Annotated in this window: 20 protein-coding genes; 11 read left to right on the top strand and 9 right to left on the bottom strand. The window is 32.2% G+C overall.

Annotated elements, in window-relative coordinates:
* The first annotated feature begins 77 nt into the window (after positions 1–77).
* Together AVL50_RS28945 and AVL50_RS28940 are read left to right on the top strand one after the other, a co-directional pair.
* Positions 78–980 carry a DNA/RNA non-specific endonuclease gene (locus AVL50_RS28945; protein ID WP_062620932.1) on the top strand — a complete coding sequence of 301 codons (903 nt, stop codon included), beginning with the start codon at positions 78–80 and terminating at the stop codon, positions 978–980.
* Between the two features lie 83 nt (positions 981–1,063).
* Positions 1,064–2,803, top strand: coding sequence for a PAS domain S-box protein (locus AVL50_RS28940; RefSeq protein ID WP_062620930.1), 1,740 nt, complete (start codon positions 1,064–1,066; stop codon positions 2,801–2,803).
* Positions 2,804–2,813: 10 nt separating this feature from the next.
* On the opposite strand, the gene AVL50_RS28935 is transcribed toward AVL50_RS28940, so the two are convergent.
* Entirely contained in the window at positions 2,814–3,308 is a 495-nt protein-coding gene (locus AVL50_RS28935; RefSeq protein ID WP_062620928.1) for a cupin domain-containing protein, read from the bottom strand.
* 230 nt (positions 3,309–3,538) lie between these two features.
* On the opposite strand from AVL50_RS28935, the gene AVL50_RS28930 reads away from it, so the two are divergent.
* Complete coding sequence (locus tag AVL50_RS28930) at positions 3,539–4,171, top strand: Crp/Fnr family transcriptional regulator (RefSeq protein WP_062620926.1); 633 nt, start codon at positions 3,539–3,541, stop codon at positions 4,169–4,171.
* A gap of 67 nt (positions 4,172–4,238) precedes the next feature.
* Positions 4,239–4,541 (top strand): rhodanese-like domain-containing protein, encoded by a 303-nt coding sequence (locus AVL50_RS28925; RefSeq protein ID WP_062620925.1) that lies wholly within the window; start codon positions 4,239–4,241, stop codon positions 4,539–4,541.
* 75 nt (positions 4,542–4,616) lie between these two features.
* On the opposite strand, the gene AVL50_RS28920 is transcribed toward AVL50_RS28925, so the two are convergent.
* Positions 4,617–6,962 (bottom strand): outer membrane beta-barrel family protein, encoded by a 2,346-nt coding sequence (locus AVL50_RS28920; RefSeq protein WP_062620923.1) that lies wholly within the window; start codon positions 6,960–6,962, stop codon positions 4,617–4,619.
* Between the two features lie 418 nt (positions 6,963–7,380).
* Between AVL50_RS28920 and AVL50_RS28915 the strand changes: the two genes are divergently transcribed.
* On the top strand, positions 7,381–9,306 hold the full coding sequence (locus AVL50_RS28915) for an AAA domain-containing protein (protein ID WP_062620921.1): 1,926 nt from the start codon (positions 7,381–7,383) through the stop codon (positions 9,304–9,306).
* A 59-nt stretch (positions 9,307–9,365) separates the two neighbouring features.
* Here AVL50_RS28915 and AVL50_RS28910 read toward each other — a convergent pair whose 3' ends face one another.
* Complete coding sequence (locus AVL50_RS28910) at positions 9,366–10,829, bottom strand: caspase family protein (RefSeq protein WP_062620919.1); 1,464 nt, start codon at positions 10,827–10,829, stop codon at positions 9,366–9,368.
* Positions 10,830–11,018: 189 nt separating this feature from the next.
* On the opposite strand from AVL50_RS28910, the gene AVL50_RS28905 reads away from it, so the two are divergent.
* The gene (locus AVL50_RS28905; protein ID WP_082796054.1) at positions 11,019–11,927 is read left to right on the top strand and encodes a DMT family transporter; all 909 of its coding nucleotides are present in this window, start codon (positions 11,019–11,021) and stop codon (positions 11,925–11,927) included.
* Between the two features lie 58 nt (positions 11,928–11,985).
* On the opposite strand, the gene AVL50_RS28900 is transcribed toward AVL50_RS28905, so the two are convergent.
* From AVL50_RS28900 to AVL50_RS33695, 3 genes are all read right to left on the bottom strand, one after another.
* Positions 11,986–12,972, bottom strand: coding sequence for a hypothetical protein (locus tag AVL50_RS28900; protein ID WP_157491660.1), 987 nt, complete (start codon positions 12,970–12,972; stop codon positions 11,986–11,988).
* A gap of 324 nt (positions 12,973–13,296) precedes the next feature.
* Positions 13,297–13,737, bottom strand: a complete 441-nt coding sequence (locus tag AVL50_RS28895) for a hypothetical protein (protein ID WP_062620913.1) — start codon at positions 13,735–13,737, stop codon at positions 13,297–13,299.
* 115 nt (positions 13,738–13,852) lie between these two features.
* Positions 13,853–14,530 (bottom strand): FKBP-type peptidyl-prolyl cis-trans isomerase, encoded by a 678-nt coding sequence (locus AVL50_RS33695; protein WP_062620911.1) that lies wholly within the window; start codon positions 14,528–14,530, stop codon positions 13,853–13,855.
* 263 nt (positions 14,531–14,793) lie between these two features.
* Between AVL50_RS33695 and AVL50_RS28885 the strand changes: the two genes are divergently transcribed.
* On the top strand, positions 14,794–17,241 hold the full coding sequence (locus AVL50_RS28885; protein ID WP_062620909.1) for a PspC domain-containing protein: 2,448 nt from the start codon (positions 14,794–14,796) through the stop codon (positions 17,239–17,241).
* A 4-nt stretch (positions 17,242–17,245) separates the two neighbouring features.
* On the opposite strand, the gene AVL50_RS28880 is transcribed toward AVL50_RS28885, so the two are convergent.
* Entirely contained in the window at positions 17,246–18,910 is a 1,665-nt protein-coding gene (locus tag AVL50_RS28880; RefSeq protein ID WP_157491658.1) for a hypothetical protein, read from the bottom strand.
* A gap of 444 nt (positions 18,911–19,354) precedes the next feature.
* Here AVL50_RS28880 and AVL50_RS28875 point away from each other — a divergent pair, with 444 nt between their 5' ends.
* Complete coding sequence (locus tag AVL50_RS28875; protein WP_082796053.1) at positions 19,355–19,828, top strand: LEA type 2 family protein; 474 nt, start codon at positions 19,355–19,357, stop codon at positions 19,826–19,828.
* A gap of 70 nt (positions 19,829–19,898) precedes the next feature.
* On the opposite strand, the gene AVL50_RS28870 is transcribed toward AVL50_RS28875, so the two are convergent.
* Positions 19,899–23,141: an MFS transporter gene (locus tag AVL50_RS28870; protein WP_062620904.1), complete on the bottom strand. Its 3,243-nt coding sequence runs from the start codon at positions 23,139–23,141 to the stop codon at positions 19,899–19,901.
* A gap of 105 nt (positions 23,142–23,246) precedes the next feature.
* Positions 23,247–23,822, bottom strand: coding sequence for a hypothetical protein (locus AVL50_RS28865; RefSeq protein WP_062620903.1), 576 nt, complete (start codon positions 23,820–23,822; stop codon positions 23,247–23,249).
* A gap of 216 nt (positions 23,823–24,038) precedes the next feature.
* On the opposite strand from AVL50_RS28865, the gene AVL50_RS28860 reads away from it, so the two are divergent.
* The 3 genes from AVL50_RS28860 to AVL50_RS28850 all read left to right on the top strand — a co-directional run bounded on the left by AVL50_RS28860 (position 24,039) and on the right by AVL50_RS28850 (position 26,889).
* Entirely contained in the window at positions 24,039–24,548 is a 510-nt protein-coding gene (locus tag AVL50_RS28860) for an HIRAN domain-containing protein (protein ID WP_062620897.1), read from the top strand.
* A gap of 36 nt (positions 24,549–24,584) precedes the next feature.
* Positions 24,585–25,223, top strand: a complete 639-nt coding sequence (locus AVL50_RS28855) for a YceI family protein (RefSeq protein ID WP_062620896.1) — start codon at positions 24,585–24,587, stop codon at positions 25,221–25,223.
* 529 nt (positions 25,224–25,752) lie between these two features.
* A complete protein-coding gene (locus AVL50_RS28850; protein WP_062621083.1) occupies positions 25,753–26,889 on the top strand; it encodes a DNA polymerase III subunit gamma/tau in 1,137 nt (378 codons plus the stop codon).
* Positions 26,890–26,953: the final 64 nt, after the last annotated feature.

Below are 26,953 nucleotides of genomic sequence, written 5' to 3'. Positions count from 1 at the left end.
TACAAAAATTATAGATTTACTTTCCGAAAAGTTGTACTTATTTTTACATTAATCATTAAAATAGTTCAATTACACATATGAAGCTCAAATTTTCACTTCTAATCGTATTCATTGTTACCGCGATTACAAGTTTTAGTCAAGACTACAAAGAAGTTCCCAAATCATATTTCCCCTCTTTTGAGGAAAATTATCAAATCATCAGGCATAAAAACTATATTATTGCCTATAGTGAAGAACATGAACAAGCTGCGTTTGTGATCTATAAACTCACAAAAGAAGAATTACATAAACATGTTGACAGATCTGATCATTTTGAAGTGGATCAGGACGTAACAACTTCTTCTGCAGACGAGGACGATTACTATCATTCAGGCTATGATAGAGGACACCTTGCCCCTGCTGCTGATATGTCATTTAGTGAAACGGCTATGGAAGAAAGTTTTTATTACTCAAATATGAGTCCTCAACTTCCTTCTTTCAACAGAGGTATTTGGAAAAGAATGGAAGAACAGGTAAGAGACTGGGCTTATTTGAAAGACAGTATTATTGTAATCACAGGTCCAGTATTAGAAGATGATCTGAAAGAAATTGGTCCTAATCATGTAAGTATTCCTGAATATTTCTTTAAAGTGATTCTATTTCAAGATGAAAAAAATGAGTTCAACGCATTAGGTATGCTCGTTGAAAATAAAAAATCTTCTCTTCCCCTATCCCATTACTATGTCCCTGTCGACTCTATCGAAAGTGTGACCAACATTAATTTCTTTCCAGGTTTAACCACACAGGAAGAGTTTGAAAATCACTATGATGCAGTTGATTGGCCTGTAGAAAACATTAGTTATGAATTGATTGAAGAAGAAGAAAAGGAGGAACATAAAGAAGATGAAAACGCCAGACAATGTGAAGCTTATACAAAAAGTGGACAAAAATGTAAGAGAAAAGCTAATGAAAATTCAAGATTTTGCTGGCAACATCAATAAAATTTAAAAACGTTAAGACTTTTTAAGATCATATTCATTAAATTGGGGATAATAGCATCCGAAATGTTATTACCCCAAAATATATGAATGTATTTCTTCAAAATGACAAGGAAAAAATAAAGACTTCTACAGCTACAACCAAAAACAATCATTACTTGATCATCAATAGTAATGGAAACATCAAATTCATCTCAAAGGACTTTTTAGATGGTTCACACACCTTTGAGGAAAATAGATCAATAGCCGTAGGACTTTCTCCAAAAAATCAGATTGTGTTCAAGCAGAAAATTTTTGAAGCTTTAGACACTCAGGATACTATTGTCTTTGAATTTACAATCTCTATAAGCTCAAAACCACACCTTTACAAGATCACACTTTTTCCATTCTTCATCAACGAGGCTTTTGTCAATGCCACTTTTGAGGAAGTCAATCGAGAAAAAGAACTTCATCTAAAAAGATTTAAGGATACTTATATTCATTCTCTAGATGCTATTATATGGATTGACCCTTTTTCTAAAGAAGTTATTTTTTCTAACCCTGCTTTTGAAAAGATAACAGGCTATTCAGAAACAGAAACATTAAATCAATCAATTTTCAACCTCATCTCATTAGAAGATAAACAAAAAGGTAAAAAGGAGTTTTCACTTCTAAAAAAGAATAAAAGTATAGTCACAAAAACAGTACTGATCACAAAAGAGAGAAAAGAACTCCATGTTGAATTGAGTGCTAATGTGGTTACTTCTGAGAATGACTCTCCTTATATTGTTTGTGTTATAAAGGATCAAACAGCACTTGCTAAAGCTAAAAAAGAATTAAAGGATAACTCTAGGAGATATGAAGCCGTTCTAGATAATTCCAAGATAAAAATCTGTCAGTTTGATCTCCAATTGAAACTTCTGTGGACAGGGCAATCCAATGACACTATCACTTCCAATTTTCTTACTGAAAAAGATTACGGACGCACCATCAAAGAAATCATCAGAAATGAGTCTGGTGTAAATATCTATCATTTGATGAATGAAACTCTTAAATCACAGAGTACTGAATTTGGAAGCTTCTCCATTTTGTATGACAAAGAATGGAAAGTAGTGGAAGTATATTTCACACCAATTTTAGAAAAAGGAAAAACAGTCGGTTTAAATGTTGTTTTCTTAAATATATCGGATCAAAAAAGAATTGAAGATAAATTAGATCACTTTGTATATAGAGCTGCACACGACTTGAGAGGCCCTATCACTACCATTCAAGGATTAATACAATTAATCAAAGCAACCGATGAAAGTAACAATTATACAAGCATGTTGGAAGAAACTGTTTGGACACAAGATATGCATCTTCAAAAAATCCTAGCTTTTTATTATAACCAGAAAAAAGAAATCAATATTCTACAAGTTGATCTCATAAAAATTGTCCAACAACTTAATGCTTTTATTAGTAATTCTGGTTACAATATTTGTATATCTACAGAAAATAAAAGTAGGAAAATTATCTTTTCAGACAGCGAACGTATTTTATTGCTCTTCAAAAATATCTGCAGTACTATTCTACAAAATGTTTCTAGAGATATTCATGTTGAATTAAACATCATCATCAAGGACATAAAAAATGGAATCTATTTATCTTTTGAAGATAATGTTTCCCCAAAAGACTCATTTGATTCCATTCTTAATAGAAATAATGCTGTTGAATATATTCACAATGACTTCTCAAAAGGTATTTTTATCACCACTGATATTATCGAAAAATTAAAAGGGAAATATCAAGTGAAGTATACCAAAAAAAGAACGCAATTGCTTGAAATTCTATTACCGGATCTAAAGTAAAACCCTTGGATTAACTTCTTTTGAAAGACTGAATAATTTCTGTGTGATCTGGAAACTCTTCCACTAACACATCAATATTTGCGATTTCAAAGTCTTCAAACTCAAACCCTGGAGCAACCGTACAACCCACTAATACAAAGTCATCTTCATTTTCAACTAAAGCTCTAGCTGCAAACCAGTTTCCGCCTTTGATAACATATTGAGGCACCTCTCCTTCTAAAAAGTTCTTCCCTACAATAGTTTCAATCAACTCACCGTTCGGCGTAATTTCAACGATCTTCACTCTAGCCCCATCGTAGTGATGCCAAATTTCAGTATATTTCAATTTATGAAAAGTGGAAAATTCATTCTTTCCCATTAAGTAGTAAATAGCTGTTGAGGCATTTCTTTCCACTCCGTCTGCATTGACTTCAATTGATTTATGAGAACGGTAAGTTTCATAAAAATATCCCCCTTCAGGATGTGGCGTCATCCCTAAAAATTCAATGATATCGTTTTTTTTCATCTTTAGTATTTATATTTTAAGAGCAAGAGTTGTTCTTCTCTTCTTCCAATATACATTTTTTCAATTTAGAAATTGGAATTCTTTTGGTGATTAAGAACAGTTTTAATAATTACTTAATTATAACATCTGTGAAAGGATATTCTCATCATAATATTTACAAAAACACTATTATGAGAAGATAGAATAAAGTAAATTTGAAACATGTACAAATCATCATATATTAATTTGTTATGAAAAATAATATCGAGCATTTTATTCAGAATAGTTTCCCCACACTACCTGCTGATCATCCACTAAAACAAGAGTTTTTAGATGTAGGAGAATTAATTTCAATTGATGAAGGTGAGTTTTTAATTGATTTGAATGAGGAAATGACTTTTGTGCCGATTGTTACCAATGGTGTATTGAAAGTAACAAGGGAAGATGATGAAGGGAATGAACTTTTTTTATATTATTTGGAATACGGTGAAACTTGTACTATTTCAATGATGTATCAAGAAAGTGCAGTAAGGGTAACTGCTGAAGAAAAGTCACTAGTCTATAAAGTACCACTAACTAAAATCAATGACTGGATGGCACGCTTTCCTGAATGGAGAGATTTTGTAATGCATGCTTATAAGGTCCGCTTTGATGGTTTATTAAGAGCTATTGATGAACTAGCATTTAAAAAAATGGATGAACGCTTGATCAATTATCTTCAAAAAGTCAGAGATATAAAAGGAACAGATTTATTGCATATTTCACATTCAGAAATTGCATTAAATTTAAATACTTCAAGAGAGGTAATTTCAAGATTACTGAAGCAATTAGAAAAAATCGGAAAAGTAAAGCTTGGCAGAAATAAAGTTGAACTTCTTGCGTAACATTTATCACAAAGGAATTCTAGTGATTCACTAATTTTGTTTTATCATCATATTTAAAAAACACACTATGGGATTTTTAAGAAAATTATTCGGGCTTGGGCCTAAGGTTGATTATAATGAATTAGTAGCCAATGGGGCTAAAGTTTTAGATGTTAGAAGCACTGGAGAATTCTCTTCTGGAAACTTTAAAGGATCTATCAATATCCCATTGGATCAGGTGAGCAAAAGAATGCCTGAAATTCTAAAAATGGGTGAACCATTAGTAGTTGTCTGTAAATCTGGAATCAGAGCTTCTAATGCCATTTCAAAAATTAAAAAAGCTGGAATTAAAGAAGTTCATAACGCAGGTGGCTGGACCAATTTGAAATAAAAAATAGTACATAAAGAATGCTACCCAACAACGTCGGGTAGTATTACTTTATATACTATTATCTATGAATTCCTACTACAATCCTCCCCCGTTAGATTGTAACTTTCTCTTTTGACGTCCTTGGAACTGACCTCCAAAGGCATAAGAGAATGATAATCTATACACAGGATTTTCTTGTTGAAAGTCTGTCATCTCTATGAAACCGTCTCCAAAAGCGGTTCTTTGCTCACCACTGTATAGCAAGTTATTAATTTTGAAACTCAAGCTACCTTTGTGATTCAATACTGATTTTTTGATGGCTAAATCCATTGAGTATTGAGGATCTGTAATTCTTTGAGCATCATAATTTTCACCTGTATACCTTCCCATCAACTGTACTGTAAGTGTTTTTATTGGGGTTACTTTTGCACTTAACTTTGCTGACCAGTTAATTGGATTATTATCGGCTGGAATCGTGTATTCTTCATTATCATCTTGAATATCCAAGTAGTAAAGGTCAACTGATCCATTCCACTCCAACCACTTTGTCATGTTATAATTAGATGATAATGATACTCCGCCTGTCATCGATTCCCCTAAGTTTCTATATGTAATTACTGTAAGATCACGATCTGCTTCGTATTCAACTATTTCTCTAATAATATTTGTTGAATGTCTCATATAAACAGCTGTGTTTACACTAAACGCTCCTCCCATAAAACCATGAGAGACTTCTAATGAATTAGTATATGAAGGTTGTAAACCTGGGTTACCTCTCATTACACTTTGTGGATTGGAAGACATTTCAATTGGCAACAATTGCATTACGTTCGGTCTCTTAATTCTTCTACTATAACTGAAACCCACTGTATTTTTTTCTCCTAATTTATGTTGAATATGCAATGAAGGGAATAATGACTGATAGTCAATTGTATAAGTTGTATCAGCAATTGAAGAATTAGTAATTTTACCTTCCATCAATGCAGATTCAGCTCTTAACCCAGCTTTAATACGAGTTTTTCCTAATTGCAATGAATAAGAACCATAAACTGCATGTACTTGTTCCAAATAAGGATAAGTATAAGAAAGTGTATCATCAGAGATAAAATTGATACTCTGCACTCTCATTTCAGCATCTGTCATTTGTCCTTTATAACCCACCTCAAAAGACGATTTATCATTAATTTGCTGATCATAATCAACGCCTAATTGACTGTAAAACCAGTTCGCTGAGTTATTATTTCTACTGATTTCTTGCCATTCTCCATTTCCAATTTTCTGAGCGTTTTGAGGGATGATATCTGCCTCTCCGATATTGGCAAATAAATCAACCTCCAAGTTTCCTTTCTTGAATTCCTTTCTGTGATTCAGGTTAAATTGATCACCTTGAGCTAAATTATAATTCTTACCCAACTGAAGGTTCCCATCTACCACTTCATCACCATTCAAATATTCATTGTTATATTCAGAAAATGCATCCGATTCCCATCTCCATCGTTCATAAGCAAAAGTTGAAGTATTTGTTGAATCCCAGAAGTAATCCATTCCTAAACGAACATTTCTAAAACCATTATCATCATTGATATTCTCGTGCTGTCTTAAATTATTTATAGTGTTATCCGTATAATCCCTATTTAAGTCACGAGTATTATCCCATTCATTAGTACTCATATAAGATTGAGCAAAGAAGTTCAATTTTTTCACTCTGTAGTTTAAGCCAATAAAACCTGAGTACTTGCTATTTGACCCTGCATTCAAGCTAAAGTTGCCATTAAAACCTTTTAATGCATCTTTCTTCGTAATTACATTAATAATTCCCGACAAACCATCAGGGTCATACTTTGATGAAGGGTTTGTAATTACTTCAATTCTATCCACAGCATCTGCAGGAAGAGACTGTAATATTTGATTAATATCCATTTGAGAAGGTTTACCATCCAACAACACTCTTACATTATTGTCACCTCTTAATGAAATTGTTCCATCAGCACCTACATTCACTTCAGGTAAAGTATTCAGAATTTCAGATGTAGAATTACCATCAGCAATCATGGCTTCACTTACATTGATTACTTTTTTGTCAATTCGATTTTCGATGAATGATTTCTCACCAGTAATTTCAACCTCTTCAAGTTGCTCTACCGATGAAACCAATACAATTTCACCTAATTCTAACTTTGATTTTTTAGGAGTTAATTCAATCTCCTCAATGTAATTTTCATAACCGATGAATTGAACAACAAGATTGTATTTCCCTAACGGTACTTTTGTAAGTGCGAATTCTCCATTATCGTCTGATAATGCTCCTGTAATTGATTTTTTATCCGCATCTAATAATGCAATTGATGCATAACCTACGGGTTGATTGTTATCCTGATCAATTAAACGGCCTTTAACCGTTCCTTTGGCAAGTGGCTCATTGCCCAATGTGGTAAACGACATAAAGATGAGGCATATAAACGCAACATATGCACTTACGAGTGTAGAAGTCTTCATAGATTGTATAATATAATTTGACACTAATAGTTAATTACTGCTTTTTAAACAGTTTCATAGATATAGTTGAATGTTAAATACTTAACTGGAAGTTGTATTAAGTTTCACATTCTTTAATAATTAATTCAATTATAGATGTTCAATTTTAAATTCACAAACAAATCACAGTAAAAATTATAAATTCACTAAAACAGACCCCTATTCTGTAACACTGTTGAACACACTTGTTCATTATCGTACGAAAATTACAATTAATACTATATTCACTATTAAAGACACTGCGGTTTTAAAAGGGTTGCATGAATTCGTAATTTTTTCAAAAAAATCTAAATCATTTATGTAGTTTAGTTGAAAACGACAAAATATGGATAAGGATCAAATCAAAGAACATTTCAAGAAACAGCTTGAATTACTCCAACTAGAAAGAAAGGAAGACTTAGAACAATACAAAAAGTTAATGAGTGACACCTCCATTGAAGAAAGAAGAAAAAGAGGTATTTGCTGGCACCCTGTACAACTCAACAAAACTTCTTTTGATGCTGGAGATCGAATTATTATTGAAGTAACAAGAAATGAAAACCATACAGAAAGTCATGTTTTTCAATCTGGTAAAAGTATTTCTTTGTTTTCAACAGCTGGTAAAAATGAGGAGCATACTGAAAATGTTAAAGCGGTTGTCAATTATGTAAAGAAAAATACAATGACAATCACCTTAAATGCTGATGATAGTCCCGACTGGATTAATGATGGACAATTAGGAGTTCAGTTATTATTTGATGAAAGTACTTATAAAGAAATGGAAAGAGCAATTACACTATGCATGAATAGTGAAGATGCTACTTTACAAAAACATAAAAATATTTTATTTGGGGATTTAAAGGCTAAATTCAATTCCATTTATGAATACAACATCCCTTATTTGAATGAGAGTCAGAATAAGGCTTTGATGAATGTATTATCAGCAGAAGATGTGGCTATTATTCACGGACCTCCCGGTACAGGTAAAACCACAACCATCATCCAATGTATTATTCAAAACCTCAAAAATACTGATCAAGTATTGGTTTGTGCTCCAAGTAATGCTGCTGTGGATTTACTCACTGAAAAGTTGGTAGAAAAAAAGGTCGATGTTGTACGTTTAGGACACCCCGCAAGAATTACAGATACTATTTTACAACAAACAATTGATGTAAAAACAACCAAACATATCAGGTATAAAGAACTTAAGGCTGTAAAACAACAAGAAAATCAGTACCGAAATGCGGCTCAAAAATATAAACGAAATTTTGGCCGAGAAGAAAGAGAAGAAAGGAAAATGCTTTGGTCTGAAGCCAACAAACTAAGAAAAGAAGTCAGATCTCTTTCTGAATATATTGCCAATGATATCATCGATAAAGCACAAGTGATTACCTGTACTTTAGTTGGTTCTTCTACACAAGTATTGAGAGGCAAAAGGTTTTCTACAGTTTATATCGATGAGGCAGGTCAAGGTTTAGAAGCAGCAACATGGATTCCAATACAAAGGGCCGATCGTATTATTTTAGCTGGAGACCACCAACAATTGCCTCCTACGATCAAATCAATAAAAGCAGCCAAAGAAGGTTTAGAGAAAACATTATTTGAGCAGTTAATCACTTCCAAAAAAGTGGATGTGATGCTGCAAGAACAATACAGAATGAATGAGAAAATCATGAATTTCTCTTCTGAATTTTTCTATAACAATAGCCTCATTGCCAACGAAAATGTAAAAGATCATTTAATTTTTGATGGAGATTTACCATTAGAATTTATAGATACTGCCGGAACTGGTTTCAACGATTACACTGATCCTGAGTCATTGAGTACTAGTAATAAGGAAGAGGCTGATATTCTTCAAAAACATATGACTGCTTATTTTGAAGAAATACAGCAACAACAAAAATTTGAAGAAGTCCAAAATGTTGGTGTGATCACTCCATATAAAGCTCAAGTGAAAGCGTTAAAAAGTACGCTCTATCACCTTGACTTTTCTGATGAAGTCAAAAGTAAAATTAATATCAATACTGTTGATTCTTTTCAAGGCCAAGAAAGAGATATTATTTATATAAGTCTTGTTCGTTCTAATGATGACGGAGTAATAGGTTTTCTTCAAAATACAAAAAGAATGAACGTTGCCATGACAAGAGCTAGGAAAAAACTTGTAGTCATTGGTGATTCAAGTACTATTTGCAGGCATCATTTTTATAAAAAGTTTGTTGACTATACTCAAGAAATTGGTGCGTATAGAAGTGCTTTTGAATTGATGTATTAATTTATGATATAGAAATTCAGTTGGTTTTAATCAGGAAGTGAAATGTTTCCTGATTAAAATCATTCTGTTATACCTCTTGAAATGAGAACATCTTTAGCTCTTTGAAGGCCGTTTTCGCTTGCTTTTATAAGCCAGCTTTCGTAATCCAAATCTGTATAACCTAAACGTTCTAATTTCTCTTTTTCTTTAAAGATCAATGAGGACAATTCAAATTGGCAGAATGGATTTCCCTTTTTCGCTCCATTGAGTAAATAATAATACTCATATTTCAACTTCTTGAACCTCTTACAATATCTGCCTGCATAGAAATAACCAATTGCATTTTTATCATCTACTGATGATGTGATTAGCTGTTGCAAGCTAGAATGACTTTGAATAGGCACCATTCCTTCTGACTGTAAAATGGTCAGTAGAAGCAGATGTTCATTGTTCATCTGATCAAAATGTTCTGCTGTAAATGCAGTGTAAGCTCGCTGTGAAAACTCTTGCTTTTCATCTTCACTTAACCGAATACCATGTCTGCAATGACTCATATAAGAAGCCCAAAAGGATGCTTCTACATTTCCACTTTTAGCCATTATATAAAACTCGTTGGCTATTTTTTGAAGTTGCACCGAATTTAAAAATGTTTTTTTAGAGAACTCAAGCGATAAATCCTTCAAATAACCATAGTAAATATTCACTAAAACTTCTATTCTCTCCTTTTCACTTACACTAGACGTTGAGCTCTTTGCCTTAAAAACAAAATCTGAAATTCCAACAGTCTCACCAAAGAAGCCTAATACAGGATTTGATGAAAGTGTTTGAAGTTCCAACTGCAACTTTTGAGCAGTGACGATACTATCCTTTGAATGTATTTCTAAAGCTGAGATAAATTTTTGGGCAAATGGGGAATGTTGTCCTGAAATACCATCAGAAACAGGATTTAATCTACCCGAACTTAATACAAATCGTCCTTTTTCTTTTAATTGATTTTTTAAAAATACATCTGCATTCCAATGATAATTTCTAGTAACACCACTCCTACTTTGGATAATTTTTTCATTAAATGCTCCTCCAAAACAAACGTCCACCACCAACATGACTTGTTGTGACGGAAGATTATCAGTAATGCTTTTGATATGCTGAAATGGCAAATACGTTAATAAGTTAGGATCTAAAGCCTCACTTTTAGTTTCCTTCATGACCAAAAAACCTTCTTTATAATATGTATTATCGTATGTACCATGACCAGCAATATAAAGTAGAAAGCGATCATTCTTTTTTAATTTTCTGTGATAGGTCTTAAGGACAGAAATAACCTCATTAGAAGATGGGTTCTTTAAGATTTCTGTATCAAACAAATATTTATTTTTTAATAAATCACCCACTTTTTCCACATCATGGATTGGGTTATTCAATGTTGGAAAGTAATCATACTTATCTGTACCAATCAATAAGGCATAAGTTTTAGAATTAATATCTAATTGATATTCCTCTTCATAATCAGGATTAATAACAATACTCCTATCGGTCTGCCCCATTACAAAAGTGAGGTTTACCAAAAGAAAACAAAGAAGAAATAGGGTTTGTCGAAAATTTAAAGTCATAGTACCTATCAATTAAAGCAATATATAAGGGGTTAAAGTATCTATTATTTAAAATAATACTATAATCGTGCTATTTTTTTCGATATTTGAAAAAATAAACTTCCATCAACTTTCAAATCAACTGTGCGAGCAATAAATAAATTTTATTTCTTCCTGGTATTTACCACTCTTATTTGGGGGGTAAATTTCCACGTCACCCAAGTAGCTTTACAATATACATCTGCTATGCTAACAGGCACTTATAGATATACTTTAGGTGCAATTTTGCTTGTGATTATCATGTATTTCAGAAAGCCTACAAAAGAAGATATTAAAACTGCTTTTTCCAAATGGAAAAGTATCGTTTTTGTGGGTGTGGTAGGTGCATTTGTCTATAATATCCTTTTCCTGGAGGGCATGAAATACACTTCTGCTTTTAATGGCGTGTTAATTATAGGACTCACTCCATTAAATACGGCTTTAATATCAATACCGATGTTAAAGCAGAAACTCAATCTCAGACAAGTTATAGCAATGATGTTTGGTTTCTTAGGGATTTTGTTTGTCCTTTCAAAAGGTGACATCAGCGTCATTACGAATCTCTCTTTCTCCAAAGGAGATATTTACATTTTATGCGCGAATCTTAGTTTTTCCTTTGGTAATGTCTATATCAAAAAGTATCTAGGTGGCGTTGCTCCACTCTGGCTTACAACTTTAGTCACTGTAGTTGCCTGTATTTGTTTTATTGGCTTTAGCGTCTTTATGGAGGACTTTATTTTCCCTACTAATTTGGAATATCTAAGTGCATTGTTCTTCATGGGAGCCTTATCAACCGCTTTATGTGGTGCTTTTTGGTTTATTTCCATCAAAGAAATTGGAGCAGAAACAAGTGCCCTATTTATGAATTTAGTTCCTGTTTTTGGTGCTTCTGCCTCATTCATATTAGGAGAGGAAATTGTGACACCTCAATTGTTTGGAGGTTTCTTGGTGATCACCGGCTTATTGATCAACAGTGTAAAACTGAAGTCAAAAAAGGCAGTGTTAGAACACTAAAAAAGAACAAAAAAATACCCGCCAAAAATTGACGGGCATTAATACAATATACTCTAAATTATAATTGATATAATCTTTCGGCTATCTCTTTATTATGAGATAGCCCCATTTTTTTTCTCAATCTAGACTTCGCTACATTAATTGCATTTGCTGTAGTATTTCTTAATTGAGCTATTTCTTTTGAAGACATACCTAATTTCATATAGGCACATAGTTCTCTATCATTTTTTGTCAACACAGGATATTGTTCGATTAAGCGAACTGAGAATTCAGCATTGACATCTTGAATATTTCCTTGTAGTGTGTGAAGCTTCTTATCTGTATCTAATTGAGATCTCAATTCAATGATGATCTTTTGAAGCTCCTTTTTCATTTCTGTCTTTCCTGAGAGCCCTTCTAATTGATGAAGTACCTTTTCCTTGTTTTTCATTTGAACAAGGACATTAGCATTGATACTTTCAATATCATTCTGTTTTAATGAAAGCTGATTTTCTAGCTCTTGTTTTTGAACACTTAGTTCACTTAACTGAGCTTCAACTTTCTTCTCACTGCTTTTTAAGATTTCATTTTTCTCGTTTAAGGCTTCGTATTCAACTTTCTTTGAGTGGTTCTTATACACTCTAATTGTGAAAAATATGATACCAGAAACTACAATTAATGTAGCAATGTGAAATACAGAGGCTTGCCAGTTCTCAATTTCAATAAAAAATTTATCTGGAAAAAATATTTTTGCCAATACTATTAAAAAAATCATAGAAGCAATAAAAAAGAGTGTTTTTCCACTTAGTTGATTTTCTTTTTGAAAGACCATCAAAATCATAGCAGATAGGAAAATAAAACTTTCCAAAAGGGTACTTGGAATTACCAAAGTAAATAATACTCCGATAAAGGACATTGATACTGCATTAAGCTGATTAGACATATCATATCGTTTATACTTGATAAACTGCATATCTAATAATAATGTAGCGATCATTACTGATGGTATCAAAACAGTAAAAGCTGTCTTGGAAACCAAAAATAGAAGTGAAGATAATATTGTCATTACGATCAAAGCTTTATGACCAATAAGACAAATTTTGTTTTTTAATACACAATTAGCGAGAGATGGTTCCGAAAAAAAATTGTTTTCATTTAAAGCATACACATCCCTTACTAAAGGACTTTTTGTTTCGAGCGAATTCATGTTATAAGTAATTAGTTAATCATCATTCTACTAATAATCTGTTACAAACTTACGGCAACATACGCTCGAACATTGTCAGCAGTGTTGTAAAAAGTTTAAACTATGTTGCAACACTATAAATTATCACTTAAAAAAAAAGAGACCACATAAAATGTGGCCTCTCGGTATATTTTTGAAGGTTTTTTATTTTTTATTGATATTGATTACAGCTACTCTTACACCTACTAAAGCATTAATAGAACTGATCATTTTGTCTGATCCTGCATAAAAAACATGTGTTCCATCTGTTTGTGTCATCGGCACAGCTTCATTTCTCATTTTCATTTTTGACTTTCCTCCATTATTAATTGTAACTACCGGAGTTAAGAAACCTGTATCTTTAACTGACAATTGAATATGCTCAGAATTATTGTGTTCAAATTTTTTCTCTAAAAACTCTGAATATTCTACTTCAGATTGTTTTGGAGTTACAAATGAAACTGATGGTTCCTGATCATCTCCATCTTCTAGCGTAGTAATGATTTCTTTTGTGACATCTGTCAGATATTCTTTACTATCTATAGTTTGTGCAATCGAAAATTGAGTAACAAAAATGGCCCAAGTCAATAAAAATATCTTTTTCATAAAAGTCCAGGTTTAAATGTAACTGTAACACTATATATAAACGGAATTGTATTGAAAAAGATTCTTAATTAAGTGAAAAAGTTTCTTTGATTTGAAGTATTAAACTCCATTAACATTACTTTACTCCAATTACCTCAATATCAAAGAATAAAGTGGCATTTGCTGGAATTGGACCAATTGCTCTTGAACCATATCCTAACTCAGCTGGGATCATCAACATGGCACGTGAACCGATCGGTAAATTCATCACACCTTCATCCCATCCTTTGATCACTTCACCAACACCCACATTAAACTCAAATGGCATATTTCTATCTCTTGAAGAATCAAACTTTTTCCCATCTTCTAAAAGACCTGTGTAATGAACGATTACTTTCTGACCTTTTTGAGGTTTTTCACCTTTACCTTCTGTCAACATCTTAATCCCTAAACCAGAAGCCAAGAAGTCATATCCTATTTTAATTTTTTCATCATTCCAAACTTCAATAGCTGTCTGGATAAATAAAAGCTCAAGCGCTGAGACCTTCAATTTCTTATTGGTTACCATTTTTTTGTATGATAATGGATCTGATGATTTATCAAAATTGAAATCAATGCGGAGCTCTTTCTTTTTTCTATCTAAAAAGAAATAAGATTTTCCTTCGATAAATTTTGCACACAGTCCTTCAAAGCGAGAATCTGTATAACAAAAATCTGTCTCTTCTGAAGCTTCGTTACACTTATCGCACTGAGCATAAGATGAGAGCGAAAAAAAGAAAGACAATACTGTTGCTAAGAATAAAAAATTTTTCATGTCTAAATTAATGCGTAATTCAAATATTATACTTCAAATATACTAGAGGCATTAAATATTATAGAAAATTGTGTTCAAAATGTACAAAAATGAACAGTTTATTATTTTTAATCGAAATGGACAAACCTCAATAAATTACACCTTAAACACTGTATATCAGAAACTTACAAATTCACTCGAAGCTAATCTGCAAAATTGGTCAAATTTTAGATTTGATTGATTATACTTATACATTGAAAACCACAATACTTAATCACTTTTATATGATTCAGAATAATGTACATATAGGAAATAATATATTTAAAATCACAGAAGAAGCCAAGTCTCTTTTGGACGGCTACAGAAGTGCCCTATATGATCATTTGAAAAGTTTCAATAATTCTGAGATCATTATTAAAGAGATTGAATACAAGCTAGCTGAACTGCTTTTGCCTTGTATTGACAACGAATTTGATTTTCTTACCGAAGATGACGTAAAACAAGCTATCTTAATCATTGGCCTTCCTGATGGTTATACAATTCCTGATTTACAAAAGGAACAGAATACTGAATTTCAAAAACAGTCAATATATGACGAAACGGTTTCTTCTTTATCTGAAAAAATCAAGGACCTCTATAGGGATATTGATCGACAACAAATAGGTGGAGTTGCGGCAGGCATAGCTGATTCTCTTAAGACTGACCCACTTTGGATTAGGTTATTATTATTACTGCCTATCTTTTTCTTGAGCTCCACTAAAGTTCCTATGTTAACTTTTGCAGTGGCTTACCTAGTGGGATGGTTATTACTTCCTGAAAAAAGAAACATTCAAAGAGATGAAAATACACGAATTTTCTTTAGAGATAAGGAAAATAAAATCTTTGGAGGCGTTGCAGCAGGTTTGAGTAACTATTTAGGAATTGATATTAATTGGATTCGATTCGGTTTGATTGTATCTACTTATTTTCTGAATGAGTTAATTGTATTATATGCTGTCATTTGGATTGTTACGCCTTATTCAAGAAGCTTGAAAGACAAATTTCAAAGTAAAGGAGTTCAATTCAATCTTACAGAAATTGAAGCGTACCTGACAAAGACTTTTGAAAACACCAATTTCTCTGGTCAATATTTCCAAGACCTCTACATTAAGTTTGAAAACACTAATGTCAATGTAAGCCCACTCTTATATAAATTAGCAAGAGCTTTATCCTTTATATTAGGGTCCATCTTATTTATATTCACGATTACAATGGTTTTCACTTCGATTCCCATTCTTGGAATCAGTCTTAAGATTATACCATTGTATTCAATTTTCAACTATGTTTCTAACGATATTGCCAATGAGGTTTTATTAGAATATGACCGTAATATTTTAAATACTATTCAATATAGTATTCCAAATACAACAGCTATCATTAGTGCCATTGAATTTACGGTACTTTCTGTTTTATTATTTGTGATTAGTACTTCTTTGATCACTTTCAGAAAGAGCGTAAACAACACTGTACTTTTTGCATTGATTACTTTGAATGTTGTTTTTACAATCCTACTTTTGACGGCTTTAAATATGTCAGTCCATAACTTTGACAATCAAGCTACTCACAAAGAAGAGGTATTATTACCGCTAGGTGCAATGCCTTTAGATTTAAAAATGGAAAAGTTGGGCAATTTACCTATTAACGAAACTAAGATTTACCTCAAGAGCTACGACGGAGACAAACTAAAATTAGTTTTCTTGCAAGAAGCATTGGGTAAGACAAGGGAAAGAGCAATTATTAATGCTAAAGCCATTGACTACTCTTCCAAGATAGATGCTAACACAATCACTTTAGGTTCGCATTTTGCATTTCCAAGAGGTGTCAAGTATAGAATGCAATCTATGAAGCTCTTCATTTATGTTCCACATGGTAAATTGTTTACAATAGACAATAAAATCAAGAAAAAGATTGCCGAGCAGGATATTGAATTTGAACATTATGACAAGAGAAGATTCTTAGTTTTTGATACAGATGACATCTGCCATTCTTTCAATAAAGATGATATTGACGATACTCAAAATAAAGTTCAATTCTCAAAAAAGAATGATCACAACGTTCATCAAGATCACTTTAATTCTTCTTTCACATCAACAGATAAGGATAAAAAACTTCACATCAGAGTCACTCCTACCGACTCATTGGAGATTTATGGAAATCTTAATGTAGATATCACATTTGATGACGACATTGACTTTACTAATATTAATCTGAACAGCGATAAATATTTAGTAAAAAGTATCAATGGCACATTGAAGATATATCCTGTTTCCGAAGAAAATGACGAGGAGGAACACACTTTAAAAATCTCATCTCCTAAAGACATTGCTTTTATTAAATTTAATGGAAAAGGTGATCTTAAAGTAGCAAAATGTAGTGTGGACACTGTGAAGTTTGAACTTGATGGTAAGATTGATGCTGACATTGCAATCGAAAGTGAATTTTTATATACCACTTTAATTGGGTCATCAAATATGGTACTCAATGGAAAGAGTCAGAAAGCATTTATCTTTGCTAATGATGGGTCTCAAATTGAGGGTAAAAATTTTATAACTCAAGAAGTAAAGGCAAAAGCAAAAGGAGTTTCAAAAATAGAAATTACCGCAAAACAAAATGCTACTATTTTTCAAACTCCTTTAAGTAAAGTGACAATATTAGGAGATCCTATTCACTTTGAGAAACACACACAACGTTAATATTTTAAGATCGATTGACGATTGCTTTTCTATGTACCCTCCATGCGTTCAATCCTCTTACTTTCTTTGCCTCACCATAACTTGTCAATGATATCTTTGGACCGCTTGTTCCATTATCTGACATATATTCATCAAACATCATTGCAAGGTTCATATTCAATGTTTTCTTTGCATCTTCCTCATCTACAAACTCAAAATCAGCTGATGTATCATCAATTACTTTGACTTTGTATACATGCTTGTAAGTAAGCTTTTTTGAGGATAAGTTAGTCAAGAAACCATTGCCATCTGGTTCGGCATAACATATTTCTATATAATTTCCGCTATTTACATCATCTTCCTCATCCACAGAAATTTCTGGTGCTTTGGAATTAGAAATGACAGCATTTGAAGAGGAGCTCTCCCCTTTCTTACTTTTCACGTCACTAACAGCAATAAATAATTCATGTTGCTTCTCATTCACCTCTGCAAATGAATCATTGATTTTTTCCGTTAGCTTATCTATAAATGATTTATTAGTAGAAATTTCATCTCTAAGCATGGTTTGCAACTCCTGCTGTCTACGTGTCACTTCATCGGCAACGTTAGTGATTTGTCCCATTTCATTTTCCAGCTTTGAGTTCAGCTGTTCAATTTTTTCAGCGACATTTTCCTCGATAAGATTCATCTTATCACGCAACTCTAAACGCTCACCTTTGATTTTTGTAAATCTTAAATCAACCTTCTTCAATTCATTCCCATGATCGTCTGTCAAGAAACTAATTTCTTTATTCAGCTTCTCCAACTGCTTAGAAAAAGATTGAAGCGCGTCATCTTTCACGTACTCATCTTTGATGTCAATAATATTTCTTTCCACTTGATCTAGACGCGATAAAAATTCACGAACCGATTCTTTGTTAAAAGAAGACTCATTGACTTCTGTAATTTGATCTGAGACAGATTTTAATTTTTCCTCTAAAGAATCAAAAACTTCAGTAAGTTCTTTCTTTCTAGATTTTTGAAGGATCTCAATCTGCTCTTCTAATTTCTCTATTTTTTTAAGACTAGCTTCAAGTACCAAAATTTTCTCTTGGTCTTCTTTTTCCTTGGATTCTAATCTCTTATTTTCTGTTTCTAAGTCATTGATCCTTTGCTCAAGCACTTGAAACCTCTGAAGAAACTCTACTTGTAATAGTTTTATAGGTTCGTCAACTGAAGCCTTACCCTCCGTTTTCTTCCCTTCTTCACTAAATTCTTCATTCTGATCTTCATGATCAGCGTCTTGTAAATTCATCATCAAAGCAAAAATAAAGTTTGCTGTTTTAGTATCTGAGACAAATAATGTTAAATCATTGACAGATTTTGCTTCCAAGATATTAGAGAAATTATCAACAATTTCACTTTTGTAAGCAAATAATCTATCCATGTCCCATTTAGGAGTTCTATTCGACAAGGAATACAACTCTAAACAAATATCCTCAAAAACTAACTCGTCGAGGTTATTATATTCAATAAAATCTTTTTTTGAATATAAGTTTACGCCTCTTCCTTTTAGTTTAAAACATTGTTTGCCATCTCCAATATTACCTTTCCCTTCTTCTAGAAGAGAATAAAAACGATAAACTGAAAACTCAATAATTTGAAAGAAGACACTTCTTTTATCAGGTTGAATCATCGTTGTTATAGTCATATTTTTTTGGCAAACCTTGGATTATTATTGGCTGCAAATTTAGTGTAATTCATTTAATAAAGAATAGATTAATAGATCGTTAACATGTATTCACATATACTATAAATATAACTCAAGTAGTAAAATACCATCATCCATTGTCATAAATTTACTCTTTACTTTCCTCTCTAAAAAAAAGAGATGTTTAATATCCTCTGACAAAGTATTTTTTTCATAATATTTCTTGGATAGATGATAATCTTACATCGAGCTTTTAACTGAGGAGACTGAAATTCATTGAATAATCATATTAAATACACTTCTTAATTCATAAAAAAGTAAAGCTTCAACAGGGGACTTCATTAGGTGCTTTATGAATAATCTCTTATTTTTGATTAAAAGATACATACAGCATAAAATGTAAGTATCGTCGTATATCTGTAATTTTTTTTAAACTAAAATAGAATGAACTTTAAAAGTCTATTACAATACTTTTTAACAAGCATCTTATTATTATCATTGACTTCATGCGGTCCTGAAGCACCTGAGTTTGTTACATTGAAAAATATGGAAATGTTCTCTCTTGAAGATGGTAACTTTGTAGTTAAAGCGGAGGCTGTGTTATACAATCCCAATAGCGTTTCAATTACAATTGATGAAATTCATGTAGATGTACTTGTTAATGGAAATAATATTGGATCTGTGAATCAAAATTTAAGTTCTGAAGCTAAGAAAAAATCAGAATTCACTTTACCTCTTGAAGTTCAATTCCCTCCTAAAGCATTATTCTCCAATTTATTAGGCGGAATTATTAACATGGCTACTGGTGAAGACTTTGAAGTAAGATATTCTGGGTATGTTAAAACAAAAGCATTAGGCGTCTCTTTTAAAGTTCCTTTTGATCAAAAAGAAACAATTGGTTTAAGCATTTTAAACTAATCTGTCAAAATATATAAGGCCACTCAAAAATGATGAGTGGCCTTTCTTTTTTAGAATAATAAGATTCTTTTTATTCCAATACTACTTTCTGTAGGTTGATGGAGGTTCTGAATGCTCTTCTTACATTATTCATTATAATTTCTACCATGTGCATATCCGTAGCTAGCAGTAAGAAGAATGATTTCTCATCAATCTCATACAAATAACTATCTTTCAAAGTGTACATATCACCAACCCATGCATCAGCCTTTGTTGATATATAAGTACCAATCATCATTCTGTTTTTATATAAAAGAGTATGCGCATCACCATTTCCAATGGCTATTTCACCATCTTTGACAATATACAACCCTCCCTCTTTCAGTGCTTCGGCATTGATAATCGTTTTTCCTTTTTCTACGAATTTCAAATTAGATATTTCAGCCAAATCAGAAAGTTCATCACCTGTTAGATTATGAAATTCAGAAATGTTTGAATAGAAAAGTGCCTTAGAGAAAGTAAATTTAGGTGTTGTTTTCCAATCCAAACTGTCTACATCCCTTAGAAGTTCTCTTAAGTCAGATTCCGTCTTATGGTCTAATCTTGAAAAAGATTCCTCTAAAGTATCCGGAAAGTTTACTTTTAATATCCAAGCAGCCAATTCTGAAAGTAGTTTGCTTGAATCAAAAAGATAACCCACAAGCATATTAGGATTACACATTCTAGGTTTAAATGCCAAAGCATATAAAGCTGAAGCTCTTGCCCAGGAAGACAGCCAGTTTGGATCTCTTGTCGCTAATCTAACTAAAGCATAATCACTCGTATAAGATTCTCTATAATATAAGTCTTGTAATTTCTTCACTCTTTCCTCTGCAGAGGCATCTTCAAACAGAGGCAATACATAACCTTTTATATCTTCATCAATAAGTACATCAAGTAATTCTACTGCGTAACCAATACTATCTGCAGTTCCTAATTCATAGTTTTTTCGAATCAATTTCAAAGAACCCCTATCATAAAGCATATCCAATAAAAGGAACATCTGATTATAATTACTAATAATCTCGGCTTGTATAGCACGTTGAACTAATACTGTTTCCTTTGAATCTTCTAACTCCAAAGAAACCGCAATATTCCAATAACAGTTATTCGCTTCCCTTTTAAGTGCTTCCTTCAAAAACAAGATCTGATATTCATCTTCAGCATTCCATCCTAATGCACTGAGAAGAGAAAGAGCCTCATATGAAATTCTTCTCTCTGGAGATGTTATCTTTTCTGATAAAAGCTGTACAGATTCTTCACTACCAATTTTTGCGTAGGCTTGTAGAATTAGTCGTTTGGTCTGCTGTATTTGACCATTTTTATGAAAGGCATTTTCCAAAATCTTAGCACCCTCTTTACCCACAGCTACAATTGCAGACAATGCTACCCTTTCATCACCTTTAATAGATAAACGCTCTACCAAAACTGGAATTAGTGTGGATATTTTGTGATATCCCACCAAAGACATTGCTTCTACTCTTACATCATAATTGTAATCTCTGATTAATTTGGAAACTGTATTTTCCAACTTTTCATCATAACAACTAAAAATTAACCTTGAAGCCTTCATCCGCTTTTTCGGATCAGGAGACTTTGATAATTCTATAATATTCTCTATGTCACTTTCTAATAATACTTCAGCTTTCAAATCATGAGCTAATGCCTCCGCGACTGCTATTAATTCATCATCTTCGAATGTACCCTGAACAAAAGCATTCAAAGCATCTGCACTTTCATAAATTCTATATTCTTTGATTTTACTTAAAGCAATTCTTTTATTGACAAACCTCAACAGGTTTCCTTTTTCTGATAAAATTGATCTGAATAGAAAAATATCTAATCTCTCGATGAGTTTAAAAAGAAGCGGTGAGAGTTTTGTAGAAACTGAATTCCACCTACTTTGAAGCAAATTCTGAATTTTATTATTCTGAAACCTATTTCCCTGATCTGATGTATATTCATTTTCTGTTGAGTTGGCCGCCAATAAATTTTGAAGAGAAACTCTGTATTGAGCATACATTTTAAATGTGATAAAGACCCAAACTCCCACTATTGCAAAAATTACAAAGTTGTTATAAAGTATATTATAACCGCCCAATCTGGAAATAAGAATCATCAAAATACCAGCCCCTAATGTTGACATTTGAGCAACTGTCCCTTCTACTAAAGTTTGAGCTTCATATCTTATTTCCGTTGGCAATGGAAAGAAAAAGATCTTTACTGTGGGACTTTCTAAGGAATCCCTCAAGGCATCTGTCACAAGTTTTGACATTGATATGATCAAAAAGAACATGAGAAAAGCTCCCGATTCTTTACTATGACCAAATAAAGAACCTATCACTAAATCAATCACTCCAAAAAACACTAAGATACCGGGAAGTAACATCAATGAATATTGTAATCCATAAACTTCCAAAATCTTATCATTAAGGAACGTTTGTACTAAAAAGGAAACAATAATGACAAAAGCCTCAAAAAAGGCAAGGAAATTGGCAAGCTCTTGTTCTTTCAAAAAGTACTGTGGTGTTACTGTTACAAATGAATAGTCTACAAAAGCTGCTGAAAAACTTGAACACATTACAAACGTACTGATCATAAAAAAGTACTTCTTATAATCTCTTAAACGCACTCTTTTATGTGGTTCTGTTTTGTGTTCATCCACAGTCATGGCTTCAGCTGCATGCATTCTAAAGTTTCGAAGTATATAAACGATAGAAACAAGACATCCTAAATAAGAAATAGCTCCTACAAGAGATAAATAAGAAAAAGATGGTAATAGGTTTTGTACAAGAGGTACCGAGAAGAAGGCCAAAATCGTCGCTACAGCTTGTCCTGTATCAATTCCACCTGATAAACGTTTACTTTGAGAAAAATTAAAAAGACGTCCAAATGCTCCCCAGAAAATCAATAATGAAATAGATGCAATTGGCCCCAGTGTAGCAAAACCAAAGAAGACTACCCATTGATTTTCATCTAAAAGAATCAACATCCCCGTTATACTACCTATTATTAAAAAAATAATCGTAGATGTAAAATAAACGAGTTTACGGAAACCAATAATATTTTGAAGTTTGGAGAATAATATGGTAAAGATGATACCTAAAACACCTTGTGTCACCAAGGCTAATGGGAAATCTTCCTCATTTCCAAACTTAGAGATAAAGAGGGTATTAATGGCAACACTATAACTGGCCATAAAAATACCTGTAAAAAAGCCTAAGGTTAGTAGTGCTGCAATTCGAGGCCACTCTGATGAAAGGCCTCCAACCATAGTGAGCAGTAATTTTTTCATAGTAAGTCGAAGTAGTATTGAGCTAATCTAAAAAGCTATAAAAGATGGATGTAAATGATAAAAAATCAATCTTACTGAGAGGAGGAATTCTTAATTCATTAGAACTTAATCTTCTCTTTTCATCAGAATTTCATTCATAATGTAGGCATCTCTAATTCTATTCGGATTCTTAAAAAGCTGAGCAACATTTTTCTTTTTCTTTGGCCTTCTCTTTTTGGCAATTGTTTTACCCTTTTCAACTTTCTCTTTATCGAGATCGTCATTGGTGAAATCATCCTGCCACTGATAATCATCTTGATCATCATAATATCGATCCATTTCAGACTCGTAAGTTTCTTCAGCCACATTTGAAGGGCTATACTGGTCTAAATCACGAACTAATCTTTCTTCTGATTTTTGAGGATCCAAAGGATTGATATCACGTTGTCTTGACTCTATCTTTCCAGGGTCTGATAGAATATTCAACAAGTCTGTAAAAGATGTTGGTGCTTTTACTTCTTCCCTATTTTGAATATGATCACCCTCACTTTGATTTATTTCTCCTTGGTTTGTTGGAGGGATAATAGTTTCTTGATTAATATTTTTGTTTTTATTCTTATCGTTTTTCTTCTTCCCTAAGTTAGATAAATACCAGTATACAACTAAGCCTATAACTGAAAAAATGAGTTCCTGAATATCCATTATTTATATAATATATGTGGTAAAAACCATGACAAATGCTATTTCTATCATTAAAGATAATGATAATACAAATATTTTTTAGAGAATTGGTTATTATTTGAGGGATAAACACTCATTTAATATAATTTTTTAAAGATTTATTCAATATTTATATTTTCCTATTTTTTGACGTTCAATAATCTATTATTTTTCGAACAAATTTAAACTAAGAAATTTATGTCGCTTACCACTTGGGCTATAATAATTGCCATAACAATCCTTTTTATTTTTTATTTAAGATTTAAAAAGAACTCAAAAAACCAAGCTTTAAAAAAACAGGAAGCGGAAGCTAAAAAGAAATACCAGCTTTATCTCAAAAGGTTTAACGACACTTCAAATCTAAAAAAATTAGAACCTCAGATTACTAAAGTTGCTGGCACAAAATATGAGAATGAAGACACCGGTGTCAACAGACAAGATATTATTAAAAAATCAAAAGAAGGAGAATTACTAATGTTGATTCCTGATGAGTTGAACCGTTTTGACAGTTCAGCCATCAAAGTTGTAAAACTAAATGACGAACAAATCGGATTTCTTGATATGGATATTTCCGTAGAAATCAAGTCCAGACTCAAAAGTCAATCATTAGTAGAGGCAAAAATTTTGAAAATTTATAAAGAAAAAGACAATTTTGAAGTTGAGATAGCTTTACAACGCTATAGTCGTAAATTAAAACAACCACTTTAAACAGTTTGTAATACAACTAAATAATCTACAAAACAAATGACAAAGTTAGTTAATTATCTTATCGGAGCTTTATTAATCTCTGCAATAGGTTGCTCATCACCTAATAAATCAAATGAGTCATCATCTACTACTTCTACTGAAGAGGTGAAGTCAGAGGCAAAATACACATATGATCCAAATGGCACTGTAGTTTCTTTCACAGCATTCAAAACAACTGATAAAGTTGGTGTAGGTGGAAAATTCTTAAAATTTGATGTTACTCCTAAAACTGAAGAAGTCAGCAATGCAATGGATATCCTTCCTGGTTTAACGTTTTCAATTCCTGTCAACTCTATCGAAACTAATGATGTTGGTAGAAATGGTAAAATCGTTGAGCACTTCTTTGGTACATTATTGAACAATGAAACAATTAAAGGAGAAGTAAAATCAGTGAGCAATGGTAAAGCCACTGTTAGTATTACTATGAACGACGTAACAAAAGACGTTGAGCTTGTAGCGAAAGCTGATAAAAATGTTGTAGTACTAAAAGGCTCAATCGATATGGCTACTTGGGATGGTTTAGGTGCTATCGATGCGTTGAACAAAGTTTGCTATGACTTACACAAAGGTGCTGACGGACAATCAAAATTATGGTCTGATGTAGAGCTTTTTGTTAAAGCCAAATTAGCAATGTAATTAGAGTTGCTTCTACTCTTATGCAGAAGCATAATAATATATATACAAAGAGAGTTGATTTAGAAATATAAATCAACTCTCTTTTTTTATTCCTTTGCAAAAAGAAAGACCACTATTTACATAGTGGTCTTGATTAATTGAAAGTTTGTCTTTTTTAAATTAGATTATTAATCTTCAAAAGTCTGATTAGTAAAGTTCTAATTTTATGTCTTTATAATTAGTTGGAAATTTGTCTCTAGTAGTTTATAAAAATTATATCTATTCGATATCAGATTCGTTTCGTTATCAAAAGCCTTTGCGAAAAGAACTTTTTGTTACAATACAAATTTACTAATAATTTTCATTAAATAATATATCATTATAAAATATATTCAAATAGTGCAATGGAATTAGCAATAGAGCTCTTCTTCTATTAAATATTCATCAAATTGTTATACTTCATTTAAAAAGAAAAAGCCGAGAAACATTTCAACTGACTCACTTTTTTTTAACTTTGTATTCAATATTTTTAGAAACTGAAAAGGATTTTATGGATAATTTCGTTGTTTCGGCTCGTAAGTACCGTCCCAATACATTCCAAACTGTTGTTGGTCAAGAACATATCACAAACACACTAAAGAATGCTGTTTTAAGTAATCACTTAGCACAAGCATTTTTATTTTGTGGTCCAAGGGGTGTGGGTAAAACAACCAATGCTAGAATTCTTGCTAAAACTATCAATTGCGACAATTTATCAAAGGAAGGAGACCCTTGTAATGAATGTGCATCTTGTTCTAGTTTTAATAATAATGCTTCTTTAAATATTGTTGAACTTGACGCTGCTTCCAACAACTCCGTGGAAGATATCAGAAATTTAATTGAACAAGTTCGATATGCTCCTCAGCCAGGCAAAAAGAAGGTCTACATTATTGATGAGGTGCACATGCTTTCAACTGCCGCTTTTAATGCTTTCCTTAAGACATTAGAAGAGCCCCCATCCTATGCTATCTTTATCTTGGCCACTACTGAAAAACATAAAATCTTACCAACAATTCTTTCTCGTTGTCAGATTTTTGATTTCAATAGAATCACTGTCAAAGAAATTGTAGGTCAACTTTCAAAAATTGCATCAAATGAAAATATAAAAGCTGACAATGATGCACTCCATCTTATTGCTCAAAAAGCAGATGGTGGTATGAGAGATGCTCTATCCATGTTTGATATGATTGTTACATTCTCTAATAATAATGTAATTGATTACCAAACAACAGTAGACAACCTACATATTTTGGATTATGATTACTATTTCAAACTAACAGACTTCTTAAATAAAGGAGATGCTTCTCAAGCATTGATGGTGTTTGATGAGATTTTGAGAAAAGGGTTTGATGGACATAATTTCATTAATGGATTAGCTGAACACTTCAGAAACATTTTAGTATGTAAGGATACGGTGACTTTAGAGTTATTGGATGTTTCTGATACTGTAAAGCAGAGGTATGACCAACAAGCTAAAGAAGTGCCAATGTCATTTATTATGACGGCATTGAACATTTGCAGTGATTGCGATACTAAATACAAAGAAAGTAAAAATCAACGTCTTCATGTTGAGCTGGCCTTAATGAAAATGGCACATATTAATAAAGCCATCCGTTTAGCTCAAATAGAAATAAAAAAAAAAGACTAGCTGAACTTAAGGCAAAACAAAAAGCTTTAAGTGCTGAGAAGAAACCTGCAGAAAAAAAATCTCT

The organism is Flammeovirga sp. SJP92, from assembly GCF_001583495.1.
Taxonomy (GTDB): domain Bacteria; phylum Bacteroidota; class Bacteroidia; order Cytophagales; family Flammeovirgaceae; genus Flammeovirga.
Note: the sequence above shows the minus strand (reverse complement) of the source record. Positions and strands in the feature narration are given on the sequence as shown.